The 17,313-nt window shown below is 45.5% G+C and carries 16 protein-coding genes and 7 tRNA genes; 6 read left to right on the top strand and 17 right to left on the bottom strand.

Annotated elements, in window-relative coordinates; translation table 11 throughout:
- The first annotated feature begins 25 nt into the window (after positions 1-25).
- A complete protein-coding gene (yhbY, locus tag CKQ84_RS13655) occupies positions 26-325 on the top strand; it encodes a ribosome assembly RNA-binding protein YhbY (RefSeq protein WP_006082725.1) in 300 nt (99 codons plus the stop codon).
- A gap of 89 nt (positions 326-414) precedes the next feature.
- Here yhbY and secF read toward each other — a convergent pair whose 3' ends face one another.
- The 7 genes from secF to CKQ84_RS13620 all read right to left on the bottom strand — a co-directional run bounded on the left by secF (position 415) and on the right by CKQ84_RS13620 (position 7,235).
- On the bottom strand, positions 415-1,317 hold the full coding sequence (gene secF, locus CKQ84_RS13650) for a protein translocase subunit SecF (protein ID WP_028761458.1): 903 nt from the start codon (positions 1,315-1,317) through the stop codon (positions 415-417).
- A 2-nt stretch (positions 1,318-1,319) separates the two neighbouring features.
- Positions 1,320-3,134, bottom strand: coding sequence for a protein translocase subunit SecD (secD, locus tag CKQ84_RS13645; protein ID WP_105251696.1), 1,815 nt, complete (start codon positions 3,132-3,134; stop codon positions 1,320-1,322).
- A gap of 226 nt (positions 3,135-3,360) precedes the next feature.
- Complete coding sequence (locus CKQ84_RS13640; protein ID WP_173913227.1) at positions 3,361-3,990, bottom strand: hypothetical protein; 630 nt, start codon at positions 3,988-3,990, stop codon at positions 3,361-3,363.
- A gap of 386 nt (positions 3,991-4,376) precedes the next feature.
- Entirely contained in the window at positions 4,377-4,853 is a 477-nt protein-coding gene (gene greA, locus CKQ84_RS13635; RefSeq protein WP_028761461.1) for a transcription elongation factor GreA, read from the bottom strand.
- A gap of 298 nt (positions 4,854-5,151) precedes the next feature.
- The gene (locus tag CKQ84_RS13630; RefSeq protein WP_105251694.1) at positions 5,152-5,970 is read right to left on the bottom strand and encodes a DUF4198 domain-containing protein; all 819 of its coding nucleotides are present in this window, start codon (positions 5,968-5,970) and stop codon (positions 5,152-5,154) included.
- Between the two features lie 55 nt (positions 5,971-6,025).
- Positions 6,026-6,538: a DUF2271 domain-containing protein gene (locus CKQ84_RS13625; RefSeq protein ID WP_105251693.1), complete on the bottom strand. Its 513-nt coding sequence runs from the start codon at positions 6,536-6,538 to the stop codon at positions 6,026-6,028.
- A gap of 16 nt (positions 6,539-6,554) precedes the next feature.
- Positions 6,555-7,235, bottom strand: coding sequence for a PepSY-associated TM helix domain-containing protein (locus CKQ84_RS13620; protein ID WP_173913186.1), 681 nt, complete (start codon positions 7,233-7,235; stop codon positions 6,555-6,557).
- Positions 7,236-7,597: 362 nt separating this feature from the next.
- On the opposite strand from CKQ84_RS13620, the gene CKQ84_RS13615 reads away from it, so the two are divergent.
- On the top strand, positions 7,598-8,386 hold the full coding sequence (locus tag CKQ84_RS13615) for a hypothetical protein (RefSeq protein ID WP_105251692.1): 789 nt from the start codon (positions 7,598-7,600) through the stop codon (positions 8,384-8,386).
- Positions 8,387-8,592: 206 nt separating this feature from the next.
- Here the strand turns inward: CKQ84_RS13615 and CKQ84_RS13610 are convergent.
- The 10 genes from CKQ84_RS13610 to CKQ84_RS13565 form a co-directional block, all read right to left on the bottom strand.
- Positions 8,593-8,667 (bottom strand) — tRNA-Gln (locus tag CKQ84_RS13610).
- Positions 8,668-8,707: 40 nt separating this feature from the next.
- Positions 8,708-8,792 (bottom strand) — tRNA-Leu (locus CKQ84_RS13605).
- 75 nt (positions 8,793-8,867) lie between these two features.
- Positions 8,868-8,944, bottom strand: a tRNA-Met gene (locus CKQ84_RS13600).
- Between the two features lie 2 nt (positions 8,945-8,946).
- Positions 8,947-9,021: transfer RNA gene (locus tag CKQ84_RS13595), tRNA-Gln, on the bottom strand.
- 24 nt (positions 9,022-9,045) lie between these two features.
- Positions 9,046-9,120 (bottom strand) — tRNA-Gln (locus CKQ84_RS13590).
- A gap of 59 nt (positions 9,121-9,179) precedes the next feature.
- Positions 9,180-9,264: transfer RNA gene (locus CKQ84_RS13585), tRNA-Leu, on the bottom strand.
- A 94-nt stretch (positions 9,265-9,358) separates the two neighbouring features.
- A tRNA-Met gene (locus CKQ84_RS13580) sits at positions 9,359-9,435 on the bottom strand.
- Positions 9,436-9,643: 208 nt separating this feature from the next.
- Entirely contained in the window at positions 9,644-10,735 is a 1,092-nt protein-coding gene (ychF, locus tag CKQ84_RS13575; RefSeq protein ID WP_028761466.1) for a redox-regulated ATPase YchF, read from the bottom strand.
- A 139-nt stretch (positions 10,736-10,874) separates the two neighbouring features.
- On the bottom strand, positions 10,875-11,462 hold the full coding sequence (gene pth, locus CKQ84_RS13570) for an aminoacyl-tRNA hydrolase (protein ID WP_028761467.1): 588 nt from the start codon (positions 11,460-11,462) through the stop codon (positions 10,875-10,877).
- Between the two features lie 165 nt (positions 11,463-11,627).
- Complete coding sequence (locus CKQ84_RS13565) at positions 11,628-12,875, bottom strand: FAD-dependent monooxygenase (RefSeq protein ID WP_105251691.1); 1,248 nt, start codon at positions 12,873-12,875, stop codon at positions 11,628-11,630.
- Positions 12,876-13,252: 377 nt separating this feature from the next.
- Between CKQ84_RS13565 and miaB the strand changes: the two genes are divergently transcribed.
- The 4 genes from miaB (at position 13,253) to corC (ending at position 17,308) form a co-directional block, all read left to right on the top strand.
- Positions 13,253-14,677, top strand: a complete 1,425-nt coding sequence (gene miaB / locus CKQ84_RS13555) for a tRNA (N6-isopentenyl adenosine(37)-C2)-methylthiotransferase MiaB (RefSeq protein ID WP_006082739.1) — start codon at positions 13,253-13,255, stop codon at positions 14,675-14,677.
- Between the two features lie 214 nt (positions 14,678-14,891).
- Positions 14,892-15,941 carry a PhoH family protein gene (locus tag CKQ84_RS13550; protein WP_028761469.1) on the top strand — a complete coding sequence of 350 codons (1,050 nt, stop codon included), beginning with the start codon at positions 14,892-14,894 and terminating at the stop codon, positions 15,939-15,941.
- The gene (gene ybeY, locus CKQ84_RS13545; protein WP_105251690.1) at positions 15,931-16,392 is read left to right on the top strand and encodes an rRNA maturation RNase YbeY; all 462 of its coding nucleotides are present in this window, start codon (positions 15,931-15,933) and stop codon (positions 16,390-16,392) included. The genes CKQ84_RS13550 and ybeY overlap by 11 nt, the downstream gene beginning before the upstream one ends.
- A 40-nt stretch (positions 16,393-16,432) precedes the next feature.
- Positions 16,433-17,308 carry a CNNM family magnesium/cobalt transport protein CorC gene (corC, locus tag CKQ84_RS13540; protein ID WP_006082742.1) on the top strand — a complete coding sequence of 292 codons (876 nt, stop codon included), beginning with the start codon at positions 16,433-16,435 and terminating at the stop codon, positions 17,306-17,308.
- Positions 17,309-17,313: the final 5 nt, after the last annotated feature.

Here is a 17,313-nt window from a genome sequence, read left to right as displayed (position 1 = left end):
AGTAACTCAGCAAAAGTTGGTAGAAATGAACTTAACAACCAAACAAAAACAGCATTTAAAAGGTCTAGCGCATCCGCTAAAGCCAGTGGTGCTGCTTGGTGCCAATGGATTGACTGAAGGTGTACTCGCTGAAATTGAAAGCGCACTCGCTTATCATGAACTGATTAAAGTGAAAGTAGCCTCTGCCGACAGAGAGCTAAAAAATGCCATCGTTGATGCCATAGTACGTGAAACTCAATCCGCAAAAGTGCAACTTATTGGTCATATTCTGGTGATTTATCGTCAATCACCAGAAATGAAAATTGCTTTGCCAAAGGCAAAGTAATTTTTCTTGATTTTATCGTGTTAACAAAAAGGCCATTCAATCGAGTGGCCTTTTTGTTTTCGCTGTTAATTTAAGCGATTAGCATAGCCCTAAGGTGTTTCAGAAATCACTTGTTCCTTATAATGCTCAGGCGTTAAGCCTAATAACTCCGGTAATGAGGTACCAACTGAAATCGAAGAGAATGTGCCGGTTAATATACCGATAAACATTGCAATCGAAAATCCTTCCAGCGGTCCACCGCCCATGATCCACAACGCACCGACCGTCATTAAGGTTGTCCCTGATGTCACCATAGTGCGAGAAAACGTCGCCACAATTGCTTGGTTGTTAATGTCTTGAATCGCAAGCTTTGGCTTAGCAATCAATAATTCACGAATACGGTCAGCGATAATGATCGAATCATTTAAGGAATAACCTAAAATCGCCAGTACAGCCGCAAGTATCGTTAAATTAAACTCCATCTGAGTCAAGGCGAAAAATGCCAGCACGAACACTACGTCATGCACTAAGGCGAATAGGGCACCCGATGCGAGTCGCCATTCGAAGCGATAACTTAAATAACCTAATATCGCCAGCATAGCGACTAACAGCGCCAAACCGCCCTGCTCAGCCAATTCTTGACCAATCTGCGGCCCGACAACGCTGCTGTTAAGCACTTGCACTTCAGAGTTAAGCGGCGCTAATACCTGCTGAATATCGATATTACCTTGCTCTGTATCGGCACTCTTTATATCGGAATAGCGCAACACCCAACGTCCCGGCTCACTGGCGGAGACTACACTCACCTCTTGCTGATAAGCGGCATTAAGTAAAGGTTGCAATTCACTGCTGGTAATTTTTCTATCGATCTGTACTTCGGTGACGACACCGCCAGTAAAATCTAAGCCCCAGTTAAAACCTTTCACGCCGATGATGGTTAATGACACTAGCATCAACAAAATTGAGATAGCACTCGAAACATAACGCCATTTAGTTAGATTGATATTTTTCATGGTTATACCTTTACATGACGGCTAGCATCACGTCCATAAACTAAGTTGATCAAGGCCCTTGAAGCAAAGATACCGGTAAACATGCTGGTCAATAGACCTAGACCTAAGGTCAAGGCAAAACCTTGAATTGGACCATTACCTATGGAGTAAAGCACCACTGCAGTGATCATAGTGGTGAAGTTGGCGTCAAAAATAGTAGAAAACGCGCTATCAAAACCCGTATCAATTGCCAGCGCAAAACTGCGACCTTCCTTTAACTTGTCTTTTATTCGCTCAAAAATCAGTACGTTGGTATCTACAGCCATACCGACTGTTAACACCAAACCCGCAATCCCAGGTAAGGTCAACACAGCGCCAGGGATAAGCGCCAGTAAACCAAACAGGATCACCATATTGGAGATCAGCGCTATATTCGCCACCCAACCGAGACGGCGATACCAAAGCGCCATAAACAGCAAGGTAATCCCCATCCCTAAACCAAGGGCAGCAAAACCGTTTTCAATGTTTTCAGCACCCAGCGTCGGGCCAATAGTGCGCTCTTCAACAATAGTCACTGGCGCCGTCATAGAGCCAGCTCGCAGTAACAGAGCTAATTGTTGTGCTTCTTGATAGGAGCCTGCACCCGTAATGCGAAAACGATCTCCAAGTTGGGATTGAATAGTCGCAACACTGATAATCTCTTGTGTTTGCTTTGCCTTACCTTGCTCATCACGGCTGTATTCACTGTAAGACGTCGCCATAGGTTTGCCGATATTGGTACGGGAAAACTCAGACATTTTCTGCCCGCCCACACGGTCAAGGTTAATGTTCACCTCCGCCATGCCCATCTCGCCTAAACTCGCCCTCGCATCGACAATATGATCGCCACCCAGCACTGGTGTGCGGCTCACATAAATAGGCTTACCAGACTTGTCATTGAGTACCATAGCATTAACGGAGCCAGACTCTTTAACCTCGAAAAAGGCCAAACTCGCCGTAGCACCGATAACATTCTTGGCAGCGGCAGGATCTTGGACTCCAGGCAATTCAATCCGAATTCGATGCTCCCCTTGACGCTGCACTAAAGCTTCAGTGATACCGAGTTCTTCAATACGGCTGCGCATCACTTGTAAGTTTTGCTGCACTGTCAAATTACGCAGTTTCGTTTGCTCTTCTTGGCTCAACTTAATCAGTAAACCCGCGCCATCTGCATTGGATAGCTGCCAATTAGGATAGGACTCTTTCATCATTTGACGCACGGCAGCACGGGCATCATTATCGGGCAACGTCATGTTTAACTGGTGACTTTGGTCCAAATGCACGCTAGCACCACGAATTTTCTGCTCACGGATGAATTGACGTAGCGAATCAACAAGCGTCTCGGCCTGAGTTTGATAAACAGGATCAATATCAACATCGAGTAAGAACTGTACGCCACCGCGCAAGTCGAGCCCGAGTTTAATCGGCTGAAAGCCTAAGTTTTGTAACCAACTTGGCGCCGCACTGGCAAGGGATAAAGTCAATTCTTTTGGCTCTGCAACCATAGAAGAGACTAAAGTTTTGACTAAGGTTTGTTGGTTATCCGCATCGAGGACAATTAAGGTTTCACCATTTTTTTGGTCGATACGTTTGACCGTCACGCCTTCAGCTTGCAGCTTATCTCGAAGGGCAATAGGTGTGAGCGTTAAACCCGCCTTCGCGCCCACCTGCACCGCCGCATCCTCACCGTAAAATGTCGGCAAGGCACTGAATAGCATCACGATAATAGTGACGATAAGCACTAAGTATTTCCAAGCTGAATAGTGATTTAGCAGCCGTTGATTGGGTTTTCTTTCCATGGGATTAACTCGCTATTTAACGCTCAGCATTTGAATCAAATCGCTAAGCGAACATATTGATATCAGTCCGAAACACATGATTGAGTACCAGCGGCTAAGCTCGTAAGGCTCAAATCATCACTGCTTACTTAAGCAGCTATAAAAAGTTTCGGTGAGTACAAAAAGGCAACAGCATGAAAAATCGATAAGAGTAGGCTCCTATCAACGTCATGCCTAAATAGGCGAGCTAAGCGGCTTGTTGGCTAAATCGATATTGAAGATTTGAGACTTTCCAACCCGAAATTCGGGCGGGGGAAGAAACAGCAGAAAGCGTCCAATCTGATGTGATATCAAGATCAGTGGGTTCAACGACATTGGATGTCGGTTCGGCAGTAAAGTCTACAGCGAGTACATATACTGGCTTGACCTCACGCACATCGTGCTGGGCAAGACTGATAAATCGCGGCGAATTTATCGGGGCAAAATCTAAGTCATCAGAATGACTTAGATAGTCAGAGCTCGGACAAGGTGCTGGCTGTGATTCTGAGTCTGCACTGACTAGATCGGTATCATGACTATTCGGTGAGCCGCAGCTTTCAACGGTTTGCGCATCAGACTGTGCATTAGATTGGGCGATAACATCGGCATTGGGCAAGCTTTGAGGCTCAGCGCTTAGTTTTGTATGGGGAGTCGAGCTATCAAGACTCACAGTATGCATCTGAGCCGTTTGTTTCAGAGCAGTGTGTTTCAGAGCAGTGTGTTTCTGACCCATATGCATCTGAACATAATGGCGAGTTGCATCACTGCGCTGTACTGAGGGTTTTGGCGCATAGCTAGCCGAGTGCGCAATCAACATGATCGCCACGCAAACTAACATCAATCCTGTACGCCAATGTTTGACCAAAGCGTGCCCTCTTATAAAACGTTATCAAACTAAAGATGAACCTATTCACTGTTCGCTTTTGATGCTTAACTGTGGGTCCATAAAGTGAAACTCGCGCAAAAAAAACAACATCCACATTTCGCCAATGTTGATTTTGCTAGGATGGCAGCTTAGGTAAAAACCTACAAAGAGACAAATTAAACTTTGTCCATCTTACCCCGAATTCAACGCTGAAGCGCGATCGATATCTTTGGCTAAAGCCCTAAACTCAAACCGTAAACAAACTTAATTCGCGTATAACAAAAAACCGCCCTAGGACGGTTTTAGCGATATCGCATGAGTCACGCTCACAACACTATAAGCAAAGTATTATAAGCAGATTATAAATACTGTACTGAGATGATTTCGTAATCTGTCATACCACCTGGCGTAGTAATAGACACTTCATCACCTTCATTTTTGCCGACTAAACCGCGGGCTATTGGTGAATTCACTGAAATCAGGTTTTCTTTAATATTCGCTTCGTCATCGCCGACTATGCGATAAGTCACTTCAACATCGGTATCGAGATTTAAAATAGTCACAGTGGCGCCAAAAATGATACGACCGTTATTCACCATCTTAGTGACGTCGATAATTTGCGCGTTAGATAACTTACCCTCAATATCACGGATACGTGCTTCACAAATACCTTGTTCCTCACGAGCCGCATGGTATTCCGCGTTTTCTTTCAAGTCGCCTAACTCTCTCGCTGAAGCAATTGCTTCAGTGATTTTAGGGCGACGGTCAAACTTGAGAATATCTAACTCTTTACGCAGCTGCTCTGCACCGACAACTGTCATAGGAACCTTAGTCATAACTTCTTTCGTCTCCTTTAAAACAAAAGCAACCCGTGCCAACGCTAAGGTCAACACAGTCAAATGAGGGTGGAATTGCGCTATTCTAATCGTTATGCGCTTTTGATGCACCAAGAACAATGCATTGACGCAGCTTACCCAACCTTAAGCAGAGTTACCAGTAATCAAATTCAAATCTGTATACCTAAGGAAATTTCGCACAAGTTTTAGCTCGAAATGGGTACAAAAATGCCCACTAGCCATTTAGACCGTGGGCATTAAGACTCAAAGCAAAAACCTCAAATAGAGGTTAACTCATTTATTCAAGCCCAGCCTCAAAAGTCAAAAAGATTTCACTAACCGTTTTATCAGCAAGGGATTTATCTGCATTAGGGCGCTCAATTGCCGCATGTAAGAGATAACGTCCTGCTGAAGGTAAGATCATTGAAACTTTACCGTCTTTATCTGAGGTAAATTCGATTTCCTCTGGTTTGTTACGATATAAGCTACCGTCTTTCATAATGGCGACTTTAACGCCTTCAACGGGCTTACCATCGAAAACAAATTGCAGGGTAGCAGCTTCGTTCTCAACAATATCTGCAGGATGAGTCACAGGCACTAGTTCTAAATATTCCCCCTTAGGCTTTAACACTTCCTCAGTTGGCTTATTACGTGTGACATAAGTTTCAACCCGCGACACATTTAATGAACTTTCAAGTTCATAGGCTCCCTTTGGCATAGCAGCAGTTGTGGCTTTTTTATCCATACGGCTGCGTACAACCCCTTCTTTTCCTTTAACTTTATATTGAGAAAAATAACGAGGTGAAACTTCTTTTTCAAACTTATATGTGCCATCTTGCATCAGTTGCACATCAAACACCGACTTACGTCCGCCCGTGTAACTTGAGCTTGGAGACGTTGGTTTTCCATTTGGCTGTAACACACGCACATCACTGGCACTAAAAGGTTTATCCATCATAAACACTTGATTGCTGGCAGACACATCTGAGGTAATCCACACAATTTCTTCACTTTCAGCCGAAACGTTGAAGTGGCTAGGTAAAATCCATCTGTCGTGGCTACTTACCAATGGGCTAATACAAAGTGTGCCAAGTAATGTAATAAGACGTAATTTCATGCCTTTTCCTTAAGTTTAACGATTAATATACGGGCTAAATATTTAATGGATTGACTCAACGAGCCATGCCGCTTAAGCGTATGTCGATAACGCCAGTTTCTGTCGTGGCGGGCAACTGCACAGAGAAATCTCCCGCAGCTAAATCGATATTTTGTCGTACAAGATCGCGACCACCGTGTTCACGCACCACTTCAATAAATACAGTGTAAGTGGCAGGTTCAAGCACTTTTCCCGCCTCATCTTTTAAATCCCAATCGATTTTGTAATGACCCGCGGGACGTGTCGCAGATGCAATACCGTCAACAAAGCTCATATCTTCGCGTCCGGCTTTACGCCACCAACGACGGATATCTTTCAACCATTTATGGCCTTCATCCCATACCCAAAGGCTTAAGGTTTTAACCGTTTGCCCCTTGGCATCCTCAACCCATACGGCCACATAAGGTCTGTGATATTGCCCTTCGGTAATTTCAGGCAAGGTTAAATCGACTGTCATTTTAGGCGTCGCAAACGCCACAGAACTGACAAACAAAGCACTCACCGCAATGGTGCGAATAAGATGACGCATACTCGGCCTACACTCCTTATGGAACAAAATAAACATACACAAGCCCGCAACTACTGCTGACGAGTACCATGTATAACAATGACTTTTTGAGGCGCTTGGTTTGAGGCAGCAACAAATAAGCCCCAGTGAGCGAAAATAAAATGATAAGCACAGCGCTGAGATCGAGTATCCAAGCCCAAGCTGTGCCTGTGTTACGGCCCTTATGCAAATCATTCACTACGGCAACGACACCGTAATCTAAGGTTTCGACATAGGCTTGCCCGTCGAGTAAGTCCAACGTCAGACTCCGATAAGTACCAGGTCCTTTGCTGACTAAACTAATTTCATCTTCATCGATATCGGCGCTCGTCATATCCATAGCCCATTCACTTTTCAACCAATGACCCGCAGCCAGACGCCATTGTGAGTCTTGGGCATTAACGGGTAACAAATAGGCCGGGATTGGCACTTGTTCCCGCTTAGGTTCCTGATCAGCTTGAGAAAACCAATTAGGATGATTTAACGTTATACCTGTCACCGCAAAAAACAGCATCAGCAACAATAAAGCCATAGACACATAAACATGAATAATGCGGGCAAAGGACAAAGACGACTTACTGACTCTTAATTTCCATGATGCACTCTCAAAAACAAACCGAAGAGAAATACCTCCAGAGTCTGCTTTCCCTATGCAGCTAAAGATAGAAATGAGCTGCATTAAACTAATTTAATGCGCCGAGATTAAATGAGATCGATTATCAAACAGAACAAAGTTTACAAACTTTACATATCCAATACTGAAAAATAAGTTAAAAAGTAAGAAGAAAAATAAGTGCTAAAAATAAAGCACTTAGGGGTAAATCTGTTTTTAGCACTCAAAAACCATTACCTTCGATTAAATTAGCAGCAAATAATTTATTGTATCACCTGTAAATACCTTTCAAATTCAGGAGGATAAAATCCAACATTTGGGTTAATTTTTTTGCTTAAAATTTACTTTGCCACCCTCTCGTTTACCTTATGCCAATCAGCTACAATCCGCCGCCGGCGACTTGCTGGTACTTCCAAGGAAATATCATCTTGAGTACATCTCTGCTCAAAAAAATGCGCTGCCTGCATATTGTGTGGCTCGCATTAATGCTCAACGCCTGCGTTGCACCACTCTTATTAATGTCACCCCAAGGCCAGCTCATGTGGGCCCTGCTTAAACCCCTTGTCGGTTTAGATCCGAACGATGTCGGATTATTCGAACAACCGCTCATCAAGAACCGTATGCAGGAATTGCTGGGTAAAAATTACGATACCACCCTGTCCCTGCTCAAAACGGCCGACAAGATCCAACAGGAAGGTCCACTCATCTACTTAGTGTCAACTTACACCCCTGTCCCCGAAATGGCAGAAAAAGCAGGCCTAGTTTGGAACTCAGACACCAACCAAATGGCAGTCATGCTGATGAAAGGCGGTGCACCCTTAGTGATTTCTGAGCAATTCAGTAATCAGGTAGAAAAACGGGTCCCAAGTTGGCCGAAGGAATTAGCCGACTATACTGATCCACAGAAGTTACAACAAAAAGCCATAGAAGCGGGCGCGAACCAAGTGCAGCAACAGTTAGCAATACCTGATGCAATCAAAGCCGTTGCAACAGGTGATGTTAAAGCGGCCCAAGGTGCCGTTATTGATAGTGCGCTCACAGAGAATGCCGTTATTTATAGTGCGGTCACAGAGAATGCCGTCATTAAGAATGCTGCAATGCCAATCAATATCACTGAAGCAGCTGCAAAAGTCGCCGTTCCAGTGGTTCCAGCGGCTCCAGCAGCTCCAGCAGAAATAAAATCGCCACCCGTTGCTCCTGAAGTCAAAAAGCAATAAAACGGATCACCACAGTGCCAGCTCAAATGGCACTGTGGATTAACTTTGAAAATAGCTGAATTGCCACAACCAACGGGAATTATAGAGACAAGGGAAAGGCTGGACGGGCTAATTGAAGGGAAACTGAAACCAAAATAACGCTAAGCTGAAAATAGTTAAAATTTAAAAAGCAAAAAGCCTGTCCGAAGACAGGCTTTTTAACTTTTTGGCTGGGGTACAAGGATTCGAACCTTGGGATGCCGAGATCAAAACCCGGTGCCTTACCACTTGGCGATACCCCAATAAACTGTGTTTAATCTTCTATCGAAGATTGCATTTTGATGGTACGGGAAGAGAGACTTGAACTCTCACACCTCGCGGCACCAGAACCTAAATCTGGCGTGTCTACCAATTTCACCATTCCCGCATCAAAATGTACCAAAATTGTCTATTCAACATTTTTGGATTTTTCTCTGATAAATCACTTTAACAGAGTTAAATATGGTAGCAATGGCGGGACTTGAACCTGCGACCCCAGCATTATGAGTGCTGTGCTCTAACCAGCTGAGCTACATTGCCAATGGCTGGGGTACAAGGATTCGAACCTTGGAATGCCGAGATCAAAACCCGGTGCCTTACCACTTGGCGATACCCCAATCAACTTGGAAACTGAGAAAAAATGGCTGGGGTACAAGGATTCGAACCTTGGAATGCCGAGATCAAAACCCGGTGCCTTACCACTTGGCGATACCCCAACTAACTCTGTTTCAAACATCCGCTATCGCCGATGTTTCTAAATTCATATATCTAAAAATGGTACGGGAAGAGAGACTTGAACTCTCACACCTTGCGGCACCAGAACCTAAATCTGGCGTGTCTACCAATTTCACCATTCCCGCACAGTTTCATGTTTACATCGTGAAGAGATGCTAGCAATTAATGCTAGAGTAAAATCGTGATTCATTTTATATAAGAAATTTATCTTAAATAAAATGGTAGCAATGGCGGGACTTGAACCTGCGACCCCAGCATTATGAGTGCTGTGCTCTAACCAGCTGAGCTACATTGCCACATCGATATTACGCGCCCCTCTCAGCGAGGAACGGGGCGTATTATGCTTATTCGAGGTATCTAGGTCAACAGCTTTTTTTCGCTATTTCCCTTAGGTTAAGCTGTTCGGCTATTACTTCACCAAACTGAGCAACAGATGTGCTAAATAACGCCTTGTTGCCCATACTTAGCTTAATTTATCGAGACTTACAGCGTGAATAAGCTTTGTTATACGTTAAACAGGAAATGCATCACATCGCCATCTTTAACAATATAGGTTTTACCTTCCACGCGTAACTTACCGGCTTCTTTCGCGCCAGCTTCACCTTTGTGGGCAATAAAGTCGTCAAATGCCATCACTTGGGCACGGATAAAACCGCGTTCAAAATCGGTATGGATAACGCCTGCCGCTTGCGGAGCACTCGCACCCACTGGCACAGTCCAAGCACGCACTTCTTTCACGCCTGCGGTGAAATAGGTTTGCAGATTCAGTAATTCATAACCTGCGCGGATCACACGATCTAAACCTGGTTCTTCGATACCCAGATCCGCCATGAACTCATCGCGCTCCTCGATTTCCATCTCGGCCAGTTCAGATTCAATCGCCGCACATACTGCAACAACGATAGCGTTTTCAGTGGCAGCAATGGCGCGAACGGCATCTAAGTGCGGGTTATTTTCAAAACCATCTTCCGCAACGTTAGCAATATACATGGTCGGCTTTAAGGTTAAGAAGTTCAGGTAAGCCACCGCTTCCAGTTCTTCTTTCGATAAATCCATTGAACGCAACATTTTAGCTTCGTCTAAAATGGGGCGCATTTTTTCTAATACTTCTACTTCAAACTTAGCGTCTTTATCGCCACCTTTAGCACGTTTCTGCTGACGCTGAACCGCACGCTCTAAACTATCTAAGTCAGCTAACGCTAATTCAGTATTGATGACTTCGATATCGCCAGCTGGGTCAACCTTGTTAGCAACGTGAACAATGTTGTCATCATCAAAACAACGTACTACATGACCAATGGCATCGGTTTCACGGATGTTAGCGAGGAACTTGTTACCTAAGCCTTCGCCTTTAGATGCGCCAGCCACAAGACCCGCAATATCCACGAATTCCATGGTGGTAGGTAACACACGTTGTGGATTCACAATCGCAGCTAACGCATCCAGACGTGGATCCGGCACAGGTACAACACCAGTGTTAGGTTCAATGGTACAAAACGGGAAGTTAGCCGCTTCGATGCCAGCCTTAGTTAACGCATTAAAAAGCGTTGATTTACCTACGTTAGGAAGACCAACAATGCCGCATTTAAAACCCATATGCTTACCTTTCTCTCGATTATTGGCTGACAAGTCACACTCATCAGCGAGGTTTAGTCGTCCTACCCTATGGCAGCACATTACTGAATAATTAAATCACTTGAATCACTTAACACTTGAGTCTCGCCAAAGGCAAAACCTACTCCGCTTTAAAGGAGTGTAATCTGTTCATGGCTTTCACCATGTCTTGTTTAAACAAAATTTCGGTAGAACGCACGGCTTCATCTATCGCCGCCTCGATAAGCTCTTGCTCTTTAGCTGGTGCTTTTCCCAGTACGTAACCACTCACTTGATTTTTATCACCAGGATGACCGATACCTAAGCGTAAACGGTAGAAGTTTTTATCGTTAGCCAGTTTAGCAATAATATCTTTCAGACCATTGTGGCCGCCATGACCGCCACCGAGCTTAAACTTAGCCACACCGGGCGGCAGATCGAGTTCATCGTGAGCGACCAGAATCTCTTCCGGCGTGATACGAAAAAAATTCGCCAAAGCGCCAACCGCTTTACCGCTTAAATTCATATAGGTCGTCGGGATCAATAAGCGGACATCTTTACCGTGCAATACGGCTCTGGCGGTCAAGCCAAAATACTTACTGTCGGCCACTAAAGTCACGCCGCAAATTCTCGCTAACTCAAGAACGTACCAAGCCCCCGCATTATGGCGAGTGTGTGCATATTCAGCACCTGGATTAGCCAGACCAACTATTAATTTTATTTCGCTCATGACACTCAATATCGTTATTTCGTCGATGACAGCCGCGCAAAGTGCCGACTGAACTGACCATACCAGCTAAAAACGCGGCATTTTAGCACTCAAACCCCAAGTCAACAAATGCCACGTCATCGCACAGGAGCAGAACACAAGGTCAGAACACCGAACAACTCAGCGTTAATTAAGTCCCATAGCATATTTAAGGACAGTCTTTTTGAGCGGGGAATTGATGTTTGCCAACTTTAACGCGCCATTACGCAGCAGCTTTAGCGGCAGAATATCGTTGCTAAAACCGGCGTAAAACAAATCCATCGCCGTCATCATCAGTTGGTTATCGCGATAACGTTTGCGCTGATATTGGGCAAGCACTTCATTCGACCACCAGAGGTTATTTTGAGTTAATGCCTCCTTTATTACCGCCAAAAATGCTTCGACATCCTTAAACCCAAGATTCACCCCTTGGCCTGCGAGGGGATTAATGGTGTGAGCGGCATCACCTAAAATCACCACATTATGGCGATAGTAACTCTGGGCATGGCGGCGAGTGAGGCCAAAACTGCCTTTATTCTCAACGGTAAAATCAGCGTCCAAACGCGCTGGGAAATGCACTCTTATCTGATCTGCAAGCTGTTTATTATTAAGCTGCATTAACTGCTTAATTCGATTGGCATCGTCGTACCACACCAGCGAAGCGTTATTGCCAGGTAAAGGTAATAAGGAACGTGGCCCTTTGGGCGTAAACTGCTGCCAAGTCACATCCTGTTGCCCCTGTGCGGTGTTGATATTAATCAACATGGCCGATTGAGCGTAATCCCAACCAGAAATGCCAATTCCCGCCCATTGGCGTACCTGCGAGTGAGCACCATCGGCGCCAACCAACAACTTAGCGGTCAGTTTACTATTTGACTGTAAGTGCACGCTCACACCGTCGCTATCGCGGGCAAATGCCACCACTTTATCGGGACAATATAAGGTGATGCCAGCCAATTGCGTCATCTGTTGCCACAGGGCAAGTTGGATTAAACGGTTTTCGACTATATGACCTAAATGGCTGGCACCAATTTGCGAACAGTGGAATTGGGTGATGCAGCCATCGAGCTCCCAAGTTTCTAAGCCAAGATAAGGCACATTACGCATCTTAAGCAATGAGTCCAAGGCGCCAAGACGTTCAAGCAGCGTTTCAGAAGCCACACTGATGGCCGAGACTCGCACATCTAATGGCTGTTCGGCTTGATAAGCCTCTGGCGCAAAAGATTCAATCACCGCCACTTGCAAACCCTGTTGGGCTAATCCAATTGCCGTCGCCGCACCAACCATGCCGCCGCCGACAAGAATGACGTCGAACTCAGTGCCTTCTGCATGAGTGACATTAGGATCTGTGGTGTCGTATATCATCTGTGCATGTGTCTCTTCAATCTGGCTCATCCTACTTACCACCTTAGTTACGACCTTAGTTACCACCTTTAAGCCCTTCTGTATTTCTGCTCAAGCGACTTTTCACAAACCCGCTCGATTATGCCTTATATCAAGATACCACGGAAATGTTGAGCGCATTTCGATTCGAAATCCGTGAAGACATAGGCATTCAAGCCCGAATAGTTTGCTGGAAATAACGAAAGCTCAGCCTGTTAACAATATTAATCTTGCCCAAATGCAGCCGAACAATAAAAACCTAGCATTTGTGAGGGTATCGTACTTGGCAAAAGCCAACAGCTAAAAGTGTGGACAAAGCTGGTCAGCAGCCGTAACAGCAGGTAAAATGTCGCGCTATTTTTATTGGTCATCTTAGGGCGACACAACTGATGAGTAAGAAACTCCATATCAAGACTTGGGGCTGTCAAATGAATGAGTATGACTCATCCAAGATGGCTGATCTGTTAGGCGAATACCAAGGTTATACCTTGACTGAAGAAGCGTCTGAGGCAGACATTCTCCTGCTCAACACTTGTTCTATCCGCGAAAAAGCGCAAGAAAAAGTGTTCCATCAGCTAGGACGCTGGAAGACGCTTAAAGATAAAAATCCCAATTTGATTATTGGCGTGGGCGGCTGCGTTGCCTCACAAGAAGGCAAAGCCATTAAAGACAGAGCCCAATGTGTCGACATTATTTTCGGACCACAAACATTGCACCGTCTGCCCGAGATGATCGAGCAAGTGCGCCGTGGCGACAAAGCGGTTATCGATATCAGCTTCCCTGAAATAGAAAAATTCGACCGTCTGCCAGAGCCACGCGCCGAAGGCCCAACCGCGTTTGTGTCTATCATGGAAGGTTGCAGCAAATACTGCTCGTTCTGTGTTGTGCCTTATACTCGCGGCGAAGAAGTCAGCCGTCCATCGGACGATATTATCCTTGAAATCGCCCAATTGGCAGAGCAAGGTGTGCGCGAAGTAAACTTGCTAGGCCAAAACGTGAATGCCTATCGCGGCGCAACTCACGATGGCGCTATCTGTACCTTTGCGGAATTACTGCGTTTCGTGGCAGCCATCGACGGTATCGACCGTATCCGCTTCACGACCAGTCATCCGATTGAATTTACACAAGATATCATCGACGTTTACGAAGATACCCCTGAGCTTGTAAGCTTCTTGCACTTGCCAGTGCAATCGGGTTCTGACCGTATTCTCACGGCGATGAAACGCGGTCATATGGCGATTGAATATAAGTCAATCATCCGCCGCCTGCGTAAAGCCCGTGAAGGGATTCAAATCAGCTCGGACTTTATCATTGGCTTCCCTGGCGAAACCAAAGAAGACTTTGCCGATACCATGAAGTTGATTGAAGACATAGGTTTCGACCACAGCTTCAGCTTTATCTATAGCGCACGTCCGGGCACGCCAGCGGCAGATTTACCCGATAACGTCGATATGGAAGAGAAAAAACAACGTCTGGCGATTCTGCAAGATCGCATCACCCAGCAAGCCATGCGCTACAGCCGCCACATGATGGGCACAGTGCAACGTATTCTGGTTGAAGGGCCATCGGTGAAAAATCCTATGGAACTGCGCGGCCGTACTGAGAACAACCGAGTGGTGAACTTCGAAGGTCAACCAAAACACATTGGTACTTTCGTGGATGTAGAAATTGTCGACGTTTACACTAACTCACTGCGCGGTGTCTTTATCCGCGGCGAAGATGAAATGGATCTACGTCGTAGCCTGCGTCCGGCAGAAATTCTGGCCAAGCGCAAGCAAGATGATGAACTGGGTGTGACTCAATTTAAGCCATAAGCGTTAAATCGGCTTAAACAGTACCGATATCAGTACCTATATAAAGAAGGGCGACTTAGTCGCCCTTTTGCTTTCACGCACTTTTATTTAAGTCTACCGAGGCAATTGCTATTTTCCGTTAGCAATTATCGGCTATGGCTCGTAAACTAAAATTATCTTGCGATGGTTAACCAACCTCGTACCTTGCTTTCTTATTCGCTATTGGGAGTGCTATTTGTCCAGTAAATTAACTACCATGAATCTGTATCTCGAACCCGCAGAAACACGCCGTTTGGCTTCACTGTGCGGTCCATTCGATGACAATATCAAGCAGATAGAACGTCGCGTTGGCGTTGAAATCGTCCGTAAGAACAATCATTTCCAGATCACCGGACTGCCACGCAATTGTTTAAGCGCCAACAACTTACTAAAAGAACTCTACATCGAGACCCAAACGGTTAAAGGCAGCACGCCCGATCTTGAGCCTGAGCAAGTCCATATCGCCATTCAAGCGGCCATTGCCCTAGAGCAAGCAGACGCTAACGACGACAGCGGTATTAATATCAAAACCCGCCGCGGTGTCATTAAGCCACGCAATCCGAATCAAAGCTTGTATGTGGCCAATATTACGCGTCACGATATTACCTTCGGTATTGGTCCTGCAGGAACGGGCAAAACCTACCTTGCCGTAGCAGCGGCAGTAGATGCGTTAGAGCGCCAAGAAGTGCGCCGCATTCTGCTGACTCGCCCTGCGGTGGAAGCGGGTGAAAAACTCGGTTTCTTACCCGGTGACTTAAGTCAAAAGGTAGACCCCTATTTGCGTCCGCTCTACGATGCCCTGTTCGAAATGCTTGGCTTTGAAAAAGTGGAACGCCTCATCGAGAAAAATGTAATAGAAGTGGCACCGCTTGCCTATATGCGCGGTCGTACCTTGAACGATGCCTTTATTATTCTCGATGAAAGCCAAAACACCACAATCGAGCAGATGAAGATGTTCCTTACCCGTATCGGTTTCAATTCCCGTGCGGTGATCACCGGCGACATCACTCAAACCGACTTACCCAAACATCAAAAGTCAGGGCTACGTCACGCGATTGAAGTGTTAAGCCAAGTCGAAGAAATCAGCTTTAACTTTTTTGTCTCCCAAGATGTAGTGCGCCACCCTGTGGTTGCCCGTATCGTTGAAGCCTATGAAGCCTTCGAGTTAAAAGAGCAAACCTTAAAAGCCAAAAAAGAAAGCCAGTACCAAAAGCAACAGCAGGAAGCCGCAACACATGAGTCTTGAGTTAGCCTTAGATATTCAACATGCCAGCACCAGTGAGTGGCTACCAACGGACGAACAATTCGCCCTTTGGGTCACTACCGCAATTGGCAATAGCATGGATGAAGCTGAATTAACCATACGTATCGTCGATAGCCGCGAGAGCCAAATGCTCAACAATACCTATCGCGGTAAAGACAAACCGACCAATGTACTGTCATTTCCCTTTGAAGCACCGCCAGAAATTGAACTTCCTTTACTCGGAGATCTTGTCATTTGCGCGGCAGTCGTTGAAAATGAAGCCCGTGAACAACAAAAACCACTAGAAGCGCACTGGGCACACATGGTTGTACATGGTTGCTTGCATCTGCTAGGGTATGATCACATCGACGATGAAGAAGCCGAAGAGATGGAGTCATTAGAGACTCAACTCATTGAAAGCTTAGGTTTTACTGACCCATATAAGGAACAATAATTAGCTAAGATAATCCCTATCAAAAGCTAATGAGAAAACTATGAGTGACGATATCCCCCCTAGTACGAACGCCCACAAGAAAGGTTGGTTTGATAGAGTAAGTCAGCTATTTCAGGGCGAACCTCAAAATCGCGAAGATCTAGTCGATGTGATTGATGGTGCCGAGCAGCGCGATTTGATCACCCAAGATACCCGCGAGATGATAAAAGGTGTATTAGACGTTTCTGATATGCGTGTTCGGGATATCATGATCCCAAGAGCTCAAATTGTCGCCCTCCAGATAGACAATTCGGTCGAAGAGTTACTTGCGACTGTGATTGGTTCAGGTCACTCGCGCTTCCCCGTCGTTAACGAAGATAAAGACCATATCGAAGGCATATTGCTTGCCAAAGATTTGATCCCTTACGGTTTCTCCAACAGTGATGAGCCCTTCTCACTGGATCGCGTGATCCGTCCCGCCGTGGTTGTGCCCGAAAGCAAACGCGTCGATGTTCTGCTAAAAGAATTCCGCTCTCAACGCTACCATATGGCGATTGTGGTTGACGAGTACGGCGGTGTATCGGGACTCGTGACTATCGAAGATATTCTTGAAGAAATTGTCGGCGAGATTGAAGACGAATTCGACCACGATAGCACTGAAGAAACCGAGATCCGCAAAGTTGGTAACACGGTTTATATGGTTAAAGCCTTGACGCCAATCGAAGATTTCAACGAAGAATTCAACACTGAATTCAGCGATGAAGAGTTTGATACCGTCGGTGGCTTAGTCTCACATGCCTTTGGCCACCTGCCAGAACGCAACGAGAGCATCATCATTGAAGGCATAGAATTTAAAGTCATCAATGCTGACACTAGGCGTTTAATCCAACTCAGAGTTAAACTCCCCGATCCTAATACTGGCGAAGACGTAGAATAATCACT

Source organism: Shewanella sp. WE21 (assembly GCF_002966515.1).
Taxonomy (GTDB): domain Bacteria; phylum Pseudomonadota; class Gammaproteobacteria; order Enterobacterales; family Shewanellaceae; genus Shewanella; species Shewanella oncorhynchi.
This window is presented reverse-complemented; position numbering and strand designations above follow the sequence as displayed.